The organism is Oceaniglobus roseus (assembly GCF_002869745.1).
In the GTDB taxonomy this organism is placed as follows: domain Bacteria; phylum Pseudomonadota; class Alphaproteobacteria; order Rhodobacterales; family Rhodobacteraceae; genus Oceaniglobus; species Oceaniglobus roseus.
On the sequence record NZ_PNOS01000016.1, the window covers coordinates 39,554 to 55,343 of the forward strand.

Consider the following 15,790-nt stretch of genomic DNA (forward strand, 5'->3'; position numbering starts at 1 on the left):
TTCCTCTGCGAGGGTCCGGCGGCCCCTCAGGGTTTGCGTGTCAGGTCCCGGTGACGCTTGATTGTCGCCACATCGCTGTCGGCTTCAAGGGCAAGGCGCACCGCGTGCATATGTTCCACATCCCTGAGGTCCACGTCGATAATGAGGCGATAGAAGTCCTGTTTTCTGTCACTGAAGTGAAGATCCGAGATATTCGCCTTCTGCTCGCCGATCAGGCTGCAGATCCGCCCCAGAACACCGGCATCGTTGCTGATCGTCATGTCGAAGGACACGGTATAGACCGCGGCGTGGGGTCCGGCGTGCCAGCGCAGGTCGATCCAGCGGTCGGTCTCGTCCTGGTAGTCGCTCAGCACCGGGCATTCGATGGCGTGGATACGCACCCCCTGCCCGCGATAGGTCAGGCCGACGATCCGCTCGCCCGGCACCGGCTGGCAGCAGTTGGCACGCAGGAAGGTCTGGTCGGGCGCAAGGCCGACGATGGCGTGGCCCGCGTCGATCTCCTCGCCCGGCTTGGCGGTCAGCTCGGGATAGAGCGTCTGGACGACATAGCGGGCGCTGATCTCGGCCGCGCCCACCCGCGCCAGCAGCTCGTCGGAATCGGCGATGTGCAGGCGGCGGGCGGCGGTGGTCAGCGCCCGGTCCGACATCCGCTTGCCGACATGGTCGAACGCCACCCGCGCCAGTTCCAGCCCGAGCTTGATGAACCGGCCCCGGTCCTCCTCGCGCAGGCTGCGGCGGATCGCGGTCTTCGCCCGGCCTGTCGCCACGATGTCGACCCAGGTCGCCTGCGGCCGCTGCCCCTCGGCGGTGATGATCTCGACCGACTGGCCGTTCTTCAGTCGGGTCCAGAGCGGCACGCGGATGCCGTCGATCTTGGCGCCGACGCAGCTGTCGCCGATCCGGGTGTGGATCGCATAGGCGAAGTCCAGCGGCGTCGCCCCCTTCGGCAGCTTCACCACCTCGCCCTTGGGCGTGAAACAGAACACCTGGTCCTGGTACATCTCGAGCTTCACCGCCTCGAGGAAATCCTCGTGGTCCTCGGAGCTGTCCAGCCGCTCGGTCAGGGAGGCGATCCACTTGACCGGGTCGACGGCGAAGGGGTTCTTCACCCGGATCCCGTCCTTGTAGGCCCAGTGCGCGGCGATCCCCGCCTCGGCCACCTCGTTCATCTGGCGGGTGCGGATCTGCACCTCGACTCGCTTGCCGTCGCGCCCCGACACCGTGGTGTGGATCGAGCGGTAGCCGTTCGACTTCGGCTGGCTGATATAGTCCTTGAACCGCCCCGGCACCGCCCGCCAGCGCTGGTGGATCGCGCCGAGCGTGGCATAGCACTCGGCCTCGGTGCCGCAGATCACGCGGAAGCCGTAGATGTCGGAGAGGCGCGAGAAGGAAAGCTTCTTCTCCTCCATCTTGCGCCAGATCGAATAGGGCTTCTTGGCGCGGCCGAACACCTCGCCCTCGATATGCGCCTTGTCGAGCTCGATGCGGATGTCGCCGGTGATCTTGTGGATCACGTCGCCGGTTTCGCGCTGGAGCTTGATGAAGCGGCGGATGATGCTGGTGCGCCCGTCGGGGTTCAGCACCTGGAACGCCAGATCCTCCAGCTCGTCGCGCATCCACTGCATGCCCATCCGGCCGGCGAGCGGCGCGAAGATGTCCATCGTCTCGCGCGCCTTTTGGACCTGCTTCTCGGGCTTCATCGAGCGCAGGGTGCGCATGTTGTGGAGCCGGTCGGCAAGCTTCACCAGGATCACGCGAAGATCCTTCGACATGGCGATGAAAAGCTTGCGGAAGTTCTCGGCCTGCTTCGTCTCGGACGAGTTCAGCTGGAGGTTCGTCAGCTTCGTGACGCCATCCACCAGCTCGGCCACCTCGCGGCCGAACTTCTTCGACACCTCGGAATAGGTGGACTTCGTGTCCTCGATCGTGTCGTGCAGCAGCGCGGTGATGATCGTCGCATCGTCCAGATGCATGTCCGTCAGGATCACCGCCACCGCAACCGGATGGGTGAAATACGGCTCGCCCGAGTGGCGGAACTGCCCCTCGTGCATCTTCTCGCCATAGGCATAGGCCTCGGCCAGCTTCTTCGCATTGGTCTTGGGATTGTAGGTGCGGACCAGTTCGATCAGGTCGTCGGCAGTGGTCATCCGGTCCGCATCCCTGGCGCGCCTGCGCCTATTGCTGCCCCTGCGCTTCCATCAGGGCGCGCAGCAGTTTTTCTTCGCTCATGTCGTCTTCGGCGGGCTTGTCGGGCTGGCCGCCGCCCATGAGAAGCGCCATCGCGTCCTCCTCGGGCTCGTCGACCTCGATCTGGGTCTGGTGCGATTCGATCATCCGCTCGCGCAGGTCGTCGGCCTGCTGGGTCTCCTCGGCGATCTCGCGCAGCGACACGACGGGGTTCTTGTCGTTGTCGCGGTCCACGGTCAGCTGGGCCCCGGCGGTGATCTCGCGGGCGCGGTGGGCGGCAAGCATCACCAGTTCGAACCGGTTCGGTACCTTGTCAACGCAGTCTTCGACCGTCACACGGGCCATGGGATACTCCTGTTCGGAAGGGAAAGCCTGAGCGACAACGTTTAATACCGATGAAAAACCTTGACAACCCGATAGACCGGCGATCCAGGCAGATTCAGAGGGGTCGCACGGCGTTTTTATCGGCTTCGGGCAGCGCATCCACCATTTGCCGGACCGTCCTGCCGCTGACGGGGTGGATCCAGCCGGGCGCGACGTCCAGCAGGGGAATCAGCACGAAGGCGCGTTCCTGCATCCGTGGATGGGGCAGGATCAGCTCGGTCGGCGCCTGCAGGCGCTGCGCCTCGGGGGGAAGGTCCCGCCAGCGGGCCTGGGTCTCGGGATCGGGGCAGATCCGCCCGTCGTAATCCAGCAGGTCGATGTCCAGCGTGCGGGCACCCCACCGTTCGCGGCGCTCGCGGCCGAACCGCTTCTCGACATCGTGAAGCCTTTCCAGCAGCGCCGGGGCGGTGGAGCTTGTCCTGATCCTCGCCGCTGCGTTAACATAATCGGGGCCCGCGCCCGCCGGAAAGCAGGGAGTCGAAAAAAACCTGCTGACGGCACAAATTTCAATCTCGGGTCCGGCAAGCATTTCAAGCGCGGATTTCAGCGCGTTTTCCAGTGTTTGACCCGCAAGGGTTGTATTCGCGCCCAGTCCAAGCAATGCAGTTGCCGCAGCGTCTGTTCGTATAGCCAGTTGCGTCAACTCAGGAAAACCTTAGATAGCTCAGGACCCGGCTGGGCTTAGCACCACTCACTCACGGAAACCAGTTCACCGGGTCGTTAGAAGGATGACATTTTATGTTCTACCGGGACGAACGGCTTGCGCTGTTCATCGATGGATCGAACCTGTACGCCGCGGCGAAGGCGCTGGGGTTTGACATCGACTACAAGCTTCTGCGCCAGGAATTCATGCGGCGGGGCAAGCTTCTGCGCGCCTTCTACTACACGGCACTGCTGGAGAACGAGGATTACTCGCCCATCCGCCCGCTCGTAGACTGGCTGCATTACAACGGTTTCACGATGGTGACGAAGCCGGCGAAGGAATACACCGACAGCCAGGGCCGCCGGAAGGTGAAGGGGAACATGGACATCGAGCTGACGGTCGATGCCATGGAGCTTGCGCCGCGCGTCGACCACATCGTGCTGTTCTCGGGCGACGGGGATTTCCGCCCGCTGGTCGAGAGCCTGCAACGCTCGGGCGTGCGCGTTTCCGTCGTGTCGACGATCCGCAGCCAGCCGCCGATGATCTCCGACGACCTGCGCCGCCAGGCCGACAACTTCATCGAGCTCGACGAGCTGAAGGAAGTGATCGGGCGTCCGCCGCGCGAGCCGCGCGAGGACGACCGCCCGCTGCGCGAAGCGGCCGGCCAATAGGACCGGCCAAGGACGCAGGCCTGCACGGGACTGCCCAGAAGGACCGGACGGCGTGACCCTCCTCTGGTCCCTCGGCGGTCTTTTCGTCGCGGCCTTCGGCGCGGCGACCTTCCTGCCCTTCCAGTCCGAGATCGTCTTCGCCGCCCTCCAGGCCGAGGGCACGGCGCCGCTGTTCTGGCTGGTCTTCGTCGCCAGCCTCGGCAACTCCCTCGGCTCCTGCGTGAACTACGCCATGGGGCTCGGGGTCGAGCGGATGAAGGGCAGCCGCTGGTTTCCCGTGACCGAGGCGCAGATGGAGCGGGCGCAGAAGTGGTACACCCGCTGGGGCGTCTGGAGCCTGCTGCTCTCCTGGGCGCCGCTCGGCGACGCGATCACCCTGATGGCCGGCGTCATGCGCACCCCCTTCTGGTTGTTCTTCCTGCTCGTCTCCTTCGCCAAGACGGTCCGCTACGTCGTCTTCGCGCTGCTGACCGCCGGGGTCCTCAGCCTCTAGGCGGCAAGGCTGGACGCAGGGCGGGCGGTCCATTACCTGTGAACCAGCACTGACCGGAGCCACGCCGATGCCGAAGCCCCCCCTTACCCTCTACCTCGCCGCGCCCCGCGGCTTCTGCGCGGGCGTCGACCGGGCGATCAAGATCGTCGAGATGGCGCTCGAGAAATGGGGCGCGCCGGTCTATGTCCGCCACGAGATCGTGCACAACCGTTTCGTTGTCGACGGGCTGCGCGCCAAGGGCGCCGTCTTCGTCGAGGAGCTGGACGAATGCCCGCCGGACCGTCCCGTGATCTTCTCGGCCCACGGCGTGCCCAAGGCCGTGCCGCAGGAGGCGGCGCGGCGCGAGATGGTCTATGTCGACGCCACCTGCCCGCTGGTCTCCAAGGTCCATATCGAGGCGGCGCGCCACCACGAGAACGGGTTGCAGATGGTGATGATCGGCCACGCGGGCCACCCCGAGACGCTCGGCACCATGGGCCAGCTGCCCGAGGGCGAGGTGCTTCTTGTGGAAACCGTCGCCGACGTCGCCACCATCGCCCCCCGCGATCCCGAACGGCTGGCCTTCATCACCCAGACGACGCTCTCGGTGGACGACACCGCCGACATCGTCGCGGCGCTGAAGGCACGCTTCCCGGCCATCGTCGGGCCGCACAAGGAAGACATCTGCTATGCCACCACGAACCGTCAGGAAGCGGTGAAGGCGATGGCGCCGAAAGCCGATGCGATTCTGGTGATCGGCGCGCCGAACTCGTCGAACTCGAAACGTCTGGTCGAGGTCGGGCGCGGGGCGGGCTGCGCCTATGCCCAGCTCGTCCAGCGCGCCGCGGACATCGACTGGCGCGCGCTCGAAGGCATCTCCTCCATCGGCATCACCGCCGGCGCCAGCGCCCCCGAGGTGCTGGTGAACGAGGTGGTCGACGCCTTCCGCGACCGCTTCGAGGTCACGGTCGAAAAGGTCGTCACCGCCGAGGAGCATGTCGAGTTCAAGGTCCCCCGCGTCCTGCGCGAACCGGCGTGACCCCAAGGTGCCCCGCCCCGTCGACCCTGAGGCTCTCCCGACCCGACCGCTGAAAGCGGTGCCGCCGGGACTTGGGCCGGAGGGTGCGGACCTCGACCCGCAAGGACCAGCCGGGGCCCGGCCGTCGGCCCCCTTCGTCCGCGGCAACGGCCCGGAGGCGCGCCGCCCGTGCCGCACCCCTCCCGTCCCGGCCCGCGCCACGGGCAGCTCGGGCAGGAACGATCCACGGGCTTCTTCCTTGCCCCGATACTCCCCCCGGAGGCGTCCCGCCGTCACCGCCGCCCCGACCGTCGAGCCGCCGGGCGCAACGCCGCATCGCCCGGCCGCCGGTCGCCGCCGCCGGAGCGCCCTGCCGTGACGCGTCTCGCCGCACGCGTCGCGGGGCGGATCATCACCGGCTTCGCCTGGCTCATCACCGCCGTGCGCGCCGTGTGGCAGGGGTCCGCCCCCCTGCCCGACCAGCGCATCTACTTCGCCAACCACCGCTCGAACGGCGACTTCATCCTGATCTGGTCGGTCCTGCCCACGGTGCTGAGACAGCGCACCCGCCCCGTCGCCGCCGCGGACTACTGGCTGGCGGGCCCGGTGCGCCGATTCATCGGCCGCGACGTGTTCCGCGCCGTCCTGATCGAGCGCAACGCCGAGGACCGCCGCACCGACCCGCTCCGCACCATGCTGGAGGCGCTGGAGCGGGGCGATTCGCTGATCCTCTTCCCCGAGGGCACCCGCAACATGACCGAGTCACCGCTGCTGCGCTTCCGCAGCGGCCTCTACAACCTCGCCCTCGCCAACCCCGACGTCGATCTCGTCCCGGTCTGGATCGACAACCTGAACGGCGTCCTGCCGAAGGGCAGGCTCGTCCCTGTGCCGCTCCTTTGCACCGTCACCTTCGGCGCCTCCCTGCGCCTGGCGGACGGCGAGGACCGGCGCGCCTTCCTAGACCGCGCCGCCGATGCCCTCCTCTCGCTCGGAGCGGCGGCATGAGCGCGGCGGCCCAGGACCTCCTCCGCCTCCTCGCGGGCATCGGCCTGCTGCTCGCCGCCGCGACGCTGCTCGCCCGCCTGCTGCGCCGCCGCGCGGCCCGGGCGGGCGGCAGCGCGACGGTCGAGAACCTGAACGCGCGCATCGACGCCTGGTGGGGCATGGTGATCGTCCTCGGCCTCGCCTTCCTCGCCGGGCGCACCGGGGTCGTCGTGCTGTTCGCCCTCGTCTCCTTCGCCGCGCTGCGCGAGTTCGTGACCCTCTGCACCCGCAGCCGCGCCGATCACTGGGCGCTCGCCGCCGCCTTCTTCGTCGTGCTGCCCGCGCAATACGTCCTGGTCTGGCAGGACTGGTACGGGCTCTACACCATCTTCATCCCCGTCTACGCCTTCCTCCTGCTGCCGGTGATCGCCGTGCTGGAAGGTGACACGAAAAGCTTCCTCGTCCGCATCGCGGAGACCCAGTGGGCGCTGATGATCTGCGTCTATGCCCTGAGCCACGTCCCCGCCCTTCTCAGCCTGCGGATCACGGGCTTCGAGGGGCGCAACGTGCTGCTGATCGCCTGGCTCGTCGTGGTGGTGCAGCTCTCGGACGTGCTGCAATACACCTGGGGCAAGCTCTTCGGCCGCACCCCCGTCGCCCCGTCCCTGTCGCCCAGCAAGACCTGGGAGGGGCTGGTGGGCGGCGTCCTGTCCGCCACGCTCGCCGGCACGCTGCTGTTCTGGATCACCCCCTTCGGGGCGGCGCAGGCGGCGGGGATGGCCCTCGTCGTGACGCTCGCGGGCTTCTGCGGCGGACTGGTGATGTCGGCGATCAAGCGCGACAAGGGGGTGAAGGACTGGGGCCACCTGATCGCCGGGCACGGCGGCTTCATCGACCGGCTCGACTCGGTCGTCTTCGCCGCGCCGCTGTTCTTCCACCTCACCCGCTTCTTCTTCTCCACCGTCTGAGGCGCGCCATGGCCAACCGCCGCCCCCTGAAGAGCCGCAGCAGCCCCCTTGCCGTCCGCCTCGCACGGACGCTGGCGACGCGCGGCGTGACCCCCAACGCGATCTCGCAGGCGGGGATCGGCATGGCCGCGCTCTCGGGCCTGTCCTACTGGGCCGCCTGGGGCGCCGGGCCCCTCGCCGCGGCGGCGCTCCTGGTCCTCGGCGCGCTGTTCGCCCAGCTCCGCCTCGTCTGCAACCTGCTCGACGGGATGGTGGCGATCGAGGGGCGGCGCGGCGCCCCCGACGGCGCCTTCTGGAACGAGGTGCCCGACCGGCTGTGCGACCTGCTGATCCTCGGCGGCGCCGGGATCGCCGCGGGTCTGCCCTGGCTCGGCCTCCTCGCGACGGTGCTGGCGGTGATGACGGCCCACCTGCGCGAACACGGCCGGGCCGAGGGCGCCGCGCCCGACTTCGGCGGCCCCATGGCGAAACCGCACCGCATGGCGCTTCTGACCCTCGGCAGCCTCGCCACGGCGCTGCAAGTGGCGCTCACCGCCGAGCGCTGGCTGCTGACCGCCACCCTGGCGCTCGTCGCGCTTGGCACCGCGCTGACCTTCTGGCGCCGCGCCGCGCGGCTGGTCCGCTGGATGCGGGGCGGCTGAGACCTGCGCGCCCTTGCCCTCGCCCCCGCTTTGGCGCAGGTTGGCGCGGCCCCGAAAGTAGCCTTGCCCATGTCGCGATTCACCATCCCCCCCGCCGCCCTCGCCCTCGGCCTCGCCGGGTTGATCCCCTTTGCCTGGGGCGCGCTGACGCTGGTCTCCGAGGATCTCGCGACCTGGGGCATCTCCGCGCTCGGCCCCCGCTTCATCGGCCCCTACGTGCAGCTCCAGTACGGCACCGTGATCCTGTCCTTCATGTCCGGTGTGCTCTGGGGTTTCGCCACCAGGGCCGAGGGGCGCGAGGCCGCCACCGGCTATGCCCTGTCGGTGCTGCCCGCGCTCTGGGCCTTCTTCTTCGTCGGCGGCGGCCCGGTCTCGGCGGCGACGTACCTGATCTTCGGCTTCCTCGGCCTCCTCGCGCTCGACTGGACCTTCTGGCGCCAGGGCCTCGCCCCCGCCTGGTGGATGCAGCTGCGCATCCTGCTGACCGTGGTCGTCGTCGGCTGCCTCGCCGTCGGCGTGGTCTGAGCCGCCCCCACCCTCGAAATGGACGCACATGCCTGAGATCATCGCCTATACCGACGGCGCCTGTTCCGGAAACCCCGGCCCCGGCGGCTGGGGTGCCCTCCTGATCGCGAAGGACGGCGACACCGTCCTGAAACAGCGCGAGCTGAAGGGCGGCGAGCCCGAGACGACGAACAACCGCATGGAGCTTCTGGGCGCGATCAACGCGCTCGAGTCCCTGTCCCGCCCCAGCCGCATCACCATCGTGACCGACAGCGCCTACGTGAAGAACGGCGTGACATCGTGGATCCACGGCTGGAAGCGCAACGGCTGGCGCACCAGCCAGAAGAAGCCGGTGAAGAACGAGGACCTGTGGAAGCGCATCGACGCCGCCCAGTCGCGCCACGACGTGACCTGGGAGTGGATCAAGGGCCACGCCGGCCATCCCGAGAACGAACGCGCGGACGAGCTGGCGCGCGCGGGCATGGCGCCGTTCAAGCCCCGGCGCGGCGGCTGAGCCGCATCAGTCCAGCCGCGCAGGCAGGCCGAGGCCCCGCAGGATCTCCCCCGCCGCCATGGCGCCCTTCCCGGCCCGCTGCGCCCGGTCGATCCGGACCGCGCCGCTGCCGCAGGCCACGGTGAAGCCCTCCAGCACCGCCCCCGGCGCGCCCTCGCCCGCCACCGCTTCCGAGGCCAGCAGCTTCACCCGCTCGCCTGCGATCTCGCACCAGGCGCCGGGAAAGGGCGACAGGCCGCGGATCTGCCGGTCGACCTCCGCCGCGGGCCGCGTCCAGTCGACCCGCGCCTCGGCCTTGTCGATCTTCGCGGCATAGGTCACGCCCTCCTCGGGCTGCGGCTCCGCCACAAGCCGGTCGAGCCCTGCCAGCGCCTCCACCACCAGCGCCGCCCCCATCGCCGACAGCCGGTCGTGCAGCGCCCCCGTCGTCTCGGTCGCGCCGATCGGCGTCGCGCGCCGCAGCAGCACCGGCCCGGTGTCAAGCCCCGCCTCCATCCGCATGATGCAGACCCCCGTCTCGGCATCCCCCGCCATCACCGCCCGGTGGATCGGCGCCGCCCCCCGCCAGCGCGGCAGCAGCGAGGCGTGGATGTTGAGGCAGCCCCGCCGCGGTGCGTCCAGCACCGCCTGAGGCAGGATCAGCCCGTAGGCGACCACCACCGCGACGTCGGCCTCCAGCGCCGCGAAATCCGCCTGCGCCGCCGGATCGCGCAGTCGCTCGGGATGGCGCACCGGAAGCCCCAGCGCCTCGGCCCGGGCCTGCACCGGCGTCGGGCGGTCCTTCCTTCCCCGCCCCGCCGGGCGCGGCGGCTGGCAGTAGACGCAGGGAATCTCGTGCCCGGCGGCCACCAGCGCCTTTAGCACCGGCACCGAGAACTCGGGGCTGCCCATGAACACGATCCGCATGAGATGTCTCCTTCCTCGACCGCCGCCGGGATAGCGCCGCCCGACCCCGTGGTCCATGGCTTGCGGCGCCCTGTCCGCCGTGCCATCGGTGACCGGCAATCACAGGAGAGACCCATGGCAGAGATCACCCGCGCCCACACCGGCCCCCGCATGAGCCAGATCGTCACCCACGGCGACACCGTCTATCTCGCCGGCCAGGTCGGCAAGCCCGGCACCAGCGTCGCCGAGCAGACCCGCGACTGCCTCGCCCAGGTCGACAGCCTGCTGGCCGAGGCGGGCAGCGACAAGACGAAGATCCTGCAATGCGTGATCTGGCTGGCCGACATGGCCGATTTCGCCGCGATGAACGAGGTCTGGGACGCCTGGGTACCCCAGGGCCACACCCCCGCCCGCGCCTGCGGCGAGGCGAAGCTCGCCGCGCCCGAGTACCTCGTCGAGTTCATCGTCACCGCCGCGCGCTGATCCCGGCGTCTGGCGGGTCGAGAGTCAGGGAGCCTCCGGCGGGGATATTTGGGAAGCAAAGATGATCAAGGGAATCGCCCCCATCTTTGCTTCTCAAATATCCCCGCCGGAGGCTCCCGCACCATCCCGCTGACCCGACGCCGAAGACGAAGGCGCGCAGGCAGCCCTCAGCGCAGCTTGGCCGCCCGCTTCAGCAGCCGCTCGCGCTTCAGCCGCGAGAGGCGGTCGAAGTACATGCGCCCGTCCAGGTGGTCGATCTGGTGCTGCACCGACGTGGCCCAGAGGTCGACCATGTCGCGCTCCTCGACCTCGCCGCCCTCGTTCAGGTAGCGCACCGTCACCGCGCGGGGCCGCTCGATCACCGCCGAGACGCCGGGCAGGTTCGGCGAGGCCTCGTCGTGGGCGCGGGGGTGGATGGAGGCATGCAGGATCTCGGGGTTCGCCATGCGGATCGCGCGGCCCCGCGCCTCGGAGGCATCCACCACGGCGAGGCGCAGCATCACGCCGATCTGCGGCGCGGCCAGCCCGACGCCCGGCATCGCCTCCATCGCCTCGATCATCTCGGCCCAGAGCGCGCGGATCTCGTCGGTCACCGCCGCGACCGGCGCCGCGGGCGTGCGCAGGCGGCGGTCGGGCCACATCACGAAGGGGCGCGGGGTCACGTCGGGGCGGCCGAGTACCGGGCTTCCAACTCGGCGCGCAGCGACGGCGCCACGCGGTCGAAGATCACGAGGCCGTCGAGGTGGTCGATCTCGTGCTGCGCGCAAAGCGCGTCCGGCCCGTCGAGCTCCGCCTCGTTCACCGTCCCGTCGACACCCTGCCAGCGCAGGCCGATCCGGGCCGGGCGGACGATCGGCATCGGCGTTCCGGGGATCGAGAGGCAGCCTTCCTCGTTCTCCTCGGTCTCGTCGGAGGACCACAGGATCTCGGGGTTGACGCAGACCACCGGGTCGGGCGTCCCCTCCTTCCACGTGGTGTCCATCACGAACAGCCGGATCAGCCGCCCCACCTGCGGCGCGGCCAGCCCGCGGCCCGGCGCGTCGTACATCGTGTCGAGCATGTCCTGCGCCAGCGCCGCGAGGGCGGCATCGAAGTCGGTCACCGGCGCGGCGGTCTGCTGCAGGATCGGGTCGGGCCATTTCAGGATCTGCATCAGGGCCATCGGGTCGCTTTCGGGTATCGGGCGGGAATCAGGTCAGACGCGGGCGCGCTCGCGCTTCAGTTTCACCATCTTGCGGGTGATCATCTGGCGGCGCAACGGCTTCAGGTAGTCGATGAACAGCTTGCCGTCGAGGTGGTCGATCTCGTGCTGCACGCAGGTCGCCCAGAGCCCCGAGAAGCGCTCGGAAACCGTGGCGCCGTGGAGGTCCAGCCAGCGCACCTCGACCTCTGCGGGCCGCTCGACCTCGCCGTACTGGTCGGGGATCGACAGGCACCCCTCGTCGTAGACGCTCTTCGCCTCCGAGGTCCAGGTCACCTCGGGGTTGACCATGGCGAGGGGGCGCGGCGCGGCCCCCTCCTCCTTCACGCAGTCGAGCACGATCAGCCGCTGGAGCACGCCGACCTGCGGCGCGGCCAGTCCGATGCCCGGCGCGTCGTACATCGTCTGGAGCATGTCGTCGGCAAGCCTCCTGAGCTCCGGCGTGACCTCGGTCACGGGGGCGGCGGGCTTCTTCAGCCGGGGGTCCGGGTGGATCAGGATATCGAGCAGTGCCATGCCGCCGATCTAGTTCGCCGCGCCCCTTTGTGCAATATCCGACCCGCCGTGCCGGGCGGAACCCGGCGGGGCGGCGGCAGATCCGGGGCGGCGATTTTGCCCTTGTGGCTGGCGAAGACGGGAATACCCTCCGCGTGACATCCGAAGGAGGGCATTCCATGAGTTTCGACGAGATCATCGACCGCCGCGGCACCCACTGCGCGAAGTGGGACAAGATGGAGCCGATCTACGGCGTGCCGAAGGACGACGGGCTGGCGATGTGGGTCGCCGACATGGACTTCCGCCCCCCCGCCTGCGTGCAGGACGCGCTCCAGAAGATGGTGGATCACGGCGTCTACGGCTATTTCGGCGACGACTCGAAGTATCTCGCGGCGATCGCCTGGTGGATGGAGAACCGCCACGGCTGGCAGGTCGAGAAGGACTGGATCTTCACCACCCACGGCCTCGTCAACGGCACCGCCATGTGCCTCGAGGCGTTCACGCAGCCCGGCGACGGGATCGTCATGTTCACCCCGATCTACCACGCCTTCGGTCGGGTCATCACCGGCTTGGGCCGCCGGGTGGTGGAATGCGAGATGCCAATCGTCGATGGCCGCTACGCGCTCGACTTCGACGCCTGGGACGCGCAGATGGACGGCAGCGAGACGATGCTGATCCTCTGCTCGCCCCACAACCCCGGCGGCCGGGTCTGGACCGAGGAGGAGCTGGAGGGCGTCGCCGCCTTCGCGAAGCGCCACGACCTGATCCTCGTCAGCGACGAGATCCACCACGACCTCGTCTACCCCGGCAACCGCCACACCCCGATGGCGAAGATCGCAGGCATCGAGGACCGGCTGGTGATGATGACGGCGACGACCAAGACCTTCAACATCGCGGGCAGCCACATCGGCAACGTGATCGTCCCCGACCCCGCGCTGCGTGCGCGGTTCGCGGCGAAGGTCAACGGGCTCGGGATCTCGCCGAACAGCTTCGGGATGCACATGGCGACCGCCGCCTATTCGCCCGAGGGCGCGGTCTGGGTCGACGACCTGATGAACTACCTCGACGGAAACCGGAAGATCTTCGATGCCGGCGTGAACGCGATCCCGGGGCTGCGGTCGATGCCGCTGGAGGCCACCTACCTGTCCTGGGTCGATTTCGCGGGCACGGGCATGGCGCCGGACGAGTTCACGAAACGCGTCTGCGGCACGGCGAAGATCGCGGCGAATGCTGGGCCGACCTTCGGCAAGGGTGGCGACAGCTTCCTGCGGTTCAACATCGCGACGCCCCGTGCGCGGATCGAGGAGGCCGTGTCGCGCCTTCAGGACGCCTTCGCGGACCTGCAGTAACCACAAGCGCGCGCCCCTGCATGCACCGCCGGGGCGCGCGGCTCTGTCGCGCGGGTGCTACCGCCGCTCGGGCGGCCGCCCTTCCAGCCCGTCGGCCTCGGCCCCCTCGCCCTGCGGGATGCGCATCTCGAAGGTGCTGTCGACCACCGTGTAGTCGTAATAGCCCATGCGCGCGATCGGCCGGATCCTCGGGATGTCGAGCTTGCCCTCTGCCGTGATCACCGCGTCGTCGACATGGATCCGCATCACCCGGCCATAGACGACATCCACCATGCCCACGGGGCTGTCCCCCGGCAGGGTGTGGATGGCGATCAGGCGGCACTCGAAATGCGCGGGGCTTTCGGCCACGCGCGGCCCCGGGGCATCGACGCAGGCGGCCTTCGTCACCCCGGCCCGCTCGAACTCGTCCACCTCGGCAGGCAGCGCCATGGCCGAGATGTTCACCGCTTCGCGCAGGTCCCAGGTCGCCATGTTCCAGACGAACCAGCCCGTTGCCTCGGCGTTCACCACCGTGTCCTTCCTCCGCCCGTCGGGATACCGGTTGGCGGCGAACATCACCATCGGCGGGTCGAAGGTCAGGTTCTGCCACTGGCTGTAGGGGGCGAGGTTCGCCACCCCGTCCGGCGACACCGTCGAAAGCCAGCCGATGGGGCGCGGCACGGTGCAGGATTTGAACGGAGAGAACGGCAGCGGGCAGACGTCGGTTCCGGGCGCGTAGTGCATCAGAGGATCCCCGGCAGGTTCAGGCCATGTTCGCGGGCGCAGTCCTTCGCGTCCTCGTAGCCCGCGTCGGCGTGGCGCCAGACGCCGCTGGCGGGATCGTTCCACAGAACCCGCTCCAGCCGCGCCGCCGCCTCGGGCGTGCCGTCGGCGACCACCACCATGCCCGCGTGCTGGGAGAAGCCCATGCCGACGCCGCCGCCGTGGTGCAGCGACACCCAGGTCGCCCCGCTCGCCGTGTTGACCAGAGCGTTCAGCAGAGGCCAGTCCGATACGGCATCGCTGCCGTCCTTCATCGCCTCCGTCTCGCGGTTCGGCGAGGCGACGGAGCCGGAGTCGAGATGGTCGCGGCCGATCACAACCGGCGCCTTCAGCTCGCCTTTCGCCACCATCTCGTTGAACGCCAGCCCCGCCCGGTGCCGGTCGCCGAGCCCGATCCAGCAGATCCGCGCGGGCAGCCCCTGGAACGAGATTCGCGCCCGTGCCATGTCGAGCCACTGGTGCAGGTGCGCGTTCCCGGGGAACAGCTCCTTCATCTTGGCGTCGGTCCTGTAGATGTCCTCGGGATCGCCCGACAGTGCCACCCAGCGGAACGGGCCGATCCCGCGGCAGAACAGCGGGCGGATATAGGCCGGGACGAAGCCCGGGAAGGCGAAGGCGTTCTCCAGCCCCTCCTCCTTTGCCACCTGGCGGATGTTGTTGCCGTAGTCGAGCACCGGAACCCCGTCGTTCCAGAACTCGACCATGGCCGCGACGTGGACCTTCATGCTGGCCCGCGCCGCCTTCTCCACCGCCTTCGGATCGCTCTCGCGCTTTTCGCGCCATTCGCCGAGGGTCCAGCCCTGCGGCAGGTAGCCGTTCAGCGGGTCGTGGGCGCTGGTCTGGTCGGTCACGATGTCGGGGCGCACGCCGCGCCTGTGGATCTCGGGGAAGATGTCGGCGGCATTGCCGAGCAGGCCCACCGACTTCGCCTCGCCCGCCTTCGTCCAGGCGTCGATCATCGCCAGCGCCTCGTCCAGCGTCTCGGCCTTCTCGTCGAGGTACTTTGTACGCAGGCGGAAGTCGATGCTGTCGGGGTTGCACTCCACGGCGAGGCAGCAGGCCCCGGCGAAGACGGCGGCCAGCGGCTGCGCCCCGCCCATGCCGCCGAGGCCCCCGGTCAGGATCCAGCGGCCCCTGAGGTCGCCGCCATAGTGCTGGCGCCCCGCCTCGGCGAAGGTCTCGTAGGTGCCCTGCACGATGCCCTGTGTGCCGATGTAGATCCAGGAGCCGGCCGTCATCTGGCCGTACATCATCAGCCCCTTGCGGTCCAACTCGTGGAAATGGTCCCAGGTCGCCCAGTGCGGCACGAGGTTCGAGTTGGCGATCAGCACCCGCGGCGAATCGGCATGCGTGCGCACCACCGCGACGGGGCGGCCGGACTGGACCACCAGCGTCTCCTCCGGGCCAAGCCCTTTCAGCGAGGCAACGATGGTGTCGAAGTCCCGCCAGCTGCGCGCCGCGCGGCCGATGCCGCCGTAGACCACCAGCTCGTGCGGGTTCTCGGCCACGTCGGGGTGCAGGTTGTTCATCAGCATCCGCATCGCCGCCTCGGCGCCCCAGGTCCTGCAGGTCATCTCGGGGCCCGTGGGCGGGATGACGGTGCGGATGTTCTTGCGGTCGAGGTCCATG

Annotated in this window: 19 protein-coding genes; 10 read left to right on the forward strand and 9 right to left on the reverse strand. The window is 69.2% G+C overall.

The window, feature by feature from the left end; genetic code table 11:
• Positions 1-26: 26 nt before the first annotated feature.
• The 3 genes from A7B20_RS09900 to folK form a co-directional block, all read right to left on the reverse strand.
• Entirely contained in the window at positions 27-2,147 is a 2,121-nt protein-coding gene (locus tag A7B20_RS09900) for a RelA/SpoT family protein (protein WP_102108417.1), read from the reverse strand.
• A gap of 28 nt (positions 2,148-2,175) precedes the next feature.
• The gene (rpoZ, locus tag A7B20_RS09905) at positions 2,176-2,532 is read right to left on the reverse strand and encodes a DNA-directed RNA polymerase subunit omega (protein ID WP_102108418.1); all 357 of its coding nucleotides are present in this window, start codon (positions 2,530-2,532) and stop codon (positions 2,176-2,178) included.
• A gap of 94 nt (positions 2,533-2,626) precedes the next feature.
• Complete coding sequence (folK, locus tag A7B20_RS09910; RefSeq protein ID WP_245866778.1) at positions 2,627-3,214, reverse strand: 2-amino-4-hydroxy-6-hydroxymethyldihydropteridine diphosphokinase; 588 nt, start codon at positions 3,212-3,214, stop codon at positions 2,627-2,629.
• Between the two features lie 95 nt (positions 3,215-3,309).
• On the opposite strand from folK, the gene A7B20_RS09915 reads away from it, so the two are divergent.
• The 8 genes from A7B20_RS09915 to rnhA all read left to right on the forward strand — a co-directional run bounded on the left by A7B20_RS09915 (position 3,310) and on the right by rnhA (position 8,986).
• Positions 3,310-3,885, forward strand: coding sequence for a LabA-like NYN domain-containing protein (locus A7B20_RS09915; protein WP_102108419.1), 576 nt, complete (start codon positions 3,310-3,312; stop codon positions 3,883-3,885).
• 52 nt (positions 3,886-3,937) lie between these two features.
• Positions 3,938-4,378 (forward strand): YqaA family protein, encoded by a 441-nt coding sequence (locus A7B20_RS09920; protein ID WP_102108420.1) that lies wholly within the window; start codon positions 3,938-3,940, stop codon positions 4,376-4,378.
• A gap of 67 nt (positions 4,379-4,445) precedes the next feature.
• Positions 4,446-5,396, forward strand: coding sequence for a 4-hydroxy-3-methylbut-2-enyl diphosphate reductase (gene ispH / locus A7B20_RS09925; protein ID WP_102108421.1), 951 nt, complete (start codon positions 4,446-4,448; stop codon positions 5,394-5,396).
• Positions 5,397-5,750: 354 nt separating this feature from the next.
• Positions 5,751-6,380 (forward strand): lysophospholipid acyltransferase family protein, encoded by a 630-nt coding sequence (locus A7B20_RS09930; protein ID WP_102108422.1) that lies wholly within the window; start codon positions 5,751-5,753, stop codon positions 6,378-6,380.
• Positions 6,377-7,327, forward strand: a complete 951-nt coding sequence (locus A7B20_RS09935; RefSeq protein ID WP_102108423.1) for a phosphatidate cytidylyltransferase — start codon at positions 6,377-6,379, stop codon at positions 7,325-7,327. Before A7B20_RS09930 ends, A7B20_RS09935 begins: the two co-directional genes overlap by 4 nt.
• Before the next feature lie 8 nt (positions 7,328-7,335).
• Positions 7,336-7,968 carry a CDP-alcohol phosphatidyltransferase family protein gene (locus A7B20_RS09940; protein ID WP_102108424.1) on the forward strand — a complete coding sequence of 211 codons (633 nt, stop codon included), beginning with the start codon at positions 7,336-7,338 and terminating at the stop codon, positions 7,966-7,968.
• Positions 7,969-8,037: 69 nt separating this feature from the next.
• The gene (locus A7B20_RS09945; protein WP_102108425.1) at positions 8,038-8,493 is read left to right on the forward strand and encodes a DUF3429 domain-containing protein; all 456 of its coding nucleotides are present in this window, start codon (positions 8,038-8,040) and stop codon (positions 8,491-8,493) included.
• Positions 8,494-8,521: 28 nt separating this feature from the next.
• Entirely contained in the window at positions 8,522-8,986 is a 465-nt protein-coding gene (rnhA, locus tag A7B20_RS09950; protein ID WP_102108426.1) for a ribonuclease HI, read from the forward strand.
• A 6-nt stretch (positions 8,987-8,992) separates the two neighbouring features.
• On the opposite strand, the gene fmt is transcribed toward rnhA, so the two are convergent.
• Entirely contained in the window at positions 8,993-9,892 is a 900-nt protein-coding gene (gene fmt, locus A7B20_RS09955; RefSeq protein ID WP_102108427.1) for a methionyl-tRNA formyltransferase, read from the reverse strand.
• Positions 9,893-10,006: 114 nt separating this feature from the next.
• Here fmt and A7B20_RS09960 point away from each other — a divergent pair, with 114 nt between their 5' ends.
• Complete coding sequence (locus A7B20_RS09960; protein WP_102108428.1) at positions 10,007-10,354, forward strand: RidA family protein; 348 nt, start codon at positions 10,007-10,009, stop codon at positions 10,352-10,354.
• A 167-nt stretch (positions 10,355-10,521) separates the two neighbouring features.
• Here the strand turns inward: A7B20_RS09960 and def (A7B20_RS09965) are convergent, their stop codons facing one another.
• Genes def (A7B20_RS09965) through def (A7B20_RS09975) form a run of 3 tightly spaced genes read right to left on the reverse strand, consistent with a single transcriptional unit; the run spans position 10,522 to position 12,071 of the window.
• Entirely contained in the window at positions 10,522-10,995 is a 474-nt protein-coding gene (gene def / locus A7B20_RS09965; protein ID WP_172960993.1) for a peptide deformylase, read from the reverse strand.
• 17 nt (positions 10,996-11,012) lie between these two features.
• Positions 11,013-11,516, reverse strand: a complete 504-nt coding sequence (gene def, locus A7B20_RS09970; RefSeq protein WP_102108430.1) for a peptide deformylase — start codon at positions 11,514-11,516, stop codon at positions 11,013-11,015.
• 33 nt (positions 11,517-11,549) lie between these two features.
• The gene (def, locus tag A7B20_RS09975) at positions 11,550-12,071 is read right to left on the reverse strand and encodes a peptide deformylase (RefSeq protein ID WP_102108431.1); all 522 of its coding nucleotides are present in this window, start codon (positions 12,069-12,071) and stop codon (positions 11,550-11,552) included.
• Between the two features lie 158 nt (positions 12,072-12,229).
• On the opposite strand from def (A7B20_RS09975), the gene A7B20_RS09980 reads away from it, so the two are divergent.
• Positions 12,230-13,399, forward strand: a complete 1,170-nt coding sequence (locus A7B20_RS09980; protein WP_102108432.1) for a MalY/PatB family protein — start codon at positions 12,230-12,232, stop codon at positions 13,397-13,399.
• Positions 13,400-13,456: 57 nt separating this feature from the next.
• Here A7B20_RS09980 and A7B20_RS09985 read toward each other — a convergent pair whose 3' ends face one another.
• Both A7B20_RS09985 and hutU read right to left on the reverse strand, forming a co-directional pair.
• Entirely contained in the window at positions 13,457-14,122 is a 666-nt protein-coding gene (locus A7B20_RS09985; protein WP_102108433.1) for a flavin reductase family protein, read from the reverse strand.
• Positions 14,122-15,789, reverse strand: a complete 1,668-nt coding sequence (gene hutU, locus A7B20_RS09990; protein ID WP_102108434.1) for a urocanate hydratase — start codon at positions 15,787-15,789, stop codon at positions 14,122-14,124. The genes A7B20_RS09985 and hutU overlap by 1 nt, the downstream gene beginning before the upstream one ends.
• Position 15,790: the final 1 nt, after the last annotated feature.

Excerpts from the sequence above, each read along its gene's own strand:
- ispH (WP_102108421.1), top strand. The coding sequence starts at position 4,446 with ATGCCGAAGCCCCCCCTTACCCTCTACCTCGCCGCGCCCCGCGGCTTC.
- A7B20_RS09960 (WP_102108428.1), top strand. The coding sequence starts at position 10,007 with ATGGCAGAGATCACCCGCGCCCACACCGGCCCCCGCATGAGCCAGATC.
- rnhA (WP_102108426.1), top strand. The coding sequence starts at position 8,522 with ATGCCTGAGATCATCGCCTATACCGACGGCGCCTGTTCCGGAAACCCC.
- A7B20_RS09935 (WP_102108423.1), top strand. The coding sequence starts at position 6,377 with ATGAGCGCGGCGGCCCAGGACCTCCTCCGCCTCCTCGCGGGCATCGGC.
- def (WP_102108431.1), bottom strand. The coding sequence starts at position 12,071 with ATGGCACTGCTCGATATCCTGATCCACCCGGACCCCCGGCTGAAGAAG.
- A7B20_RS09940 (WP_102108424.1), top strand. The coding sequence starts at position 7,336 with ATGGCCAACCGCCGCCCCCTGAAGAGCCGCAGCAGCCCCCTTGCCGTC.
- hutU (WP_102108434.1), bottom strand. The coding sequence starts at position 15,789 with ATGGACCTCGACCGCAAGAACATCCGCACCGTCATCCCGCCCACGGGC.
- rpoZ (WP_102108418.1), bottom strand. The coding sequence starts at position 2,532 with ATGGCCCGTGTGACGGTCGAAGACTGCGTTGACAAGGTACCGAACCGG.
- A7B20_RS09985 (WP_102108433.1), bottom strand. The coding sequence starts at position 14,122 with ATGCACTACGCGCCCGGAACCGACGTCTGCCCGCTGCCGTTCTCTCCG.
- def (WP_102108430.1), bottom strand. The coding sequence starts at position 11,516 with ATGGCCCTGATGCAGATCCTGAAATGGCCCGACCCGATCCTGCAGCAG.
- fmt (WP_102108427.1), bottom strand. The coding sequence starts at position 9,892 with ATGCGGATCGTGTTCATGGGCAGCCCCGAGTTCTCGGTGCCGGTGCTA.
- A7B20_RS09915 (WP_102108419.1), top strand. The coding sequence starts at position 3,310 with ATGTTCTACCGGGACGAACGGCTTGCGCTGTTCATCGATGGATCGAAC.
- A7B20_RS09900 (WP_102108417.1), bottom strand. The coding sequence starts at position 2,147 with ATGACCACTGCCGACGACCTGATCGAACTGGTCCGCACCTACAATCCC.
- A7B20_RS09945 (WP_102108425.1), top strand. The coding sequence starts at position 8,038 with ATGTCGCGATTCACCATCCCCCCCGCCGCCCTCGCCCTCGGCCTCGCC.
- def (WP_172960993.1), bottom strand. The coding sequence starts at position 10,995 with ATGTGGCCCGACCGCCGCCTGCGCACGCCCGCGGCGCCGGTCGCGGCG.
- A7B20_RS09980 (WP_102108432.1), top strand. The coding sequence starts at position 12,230 with ATGAGTTTCGACGAGATCATCGACCGCCGCGGCACCCACTGCGCGAAG.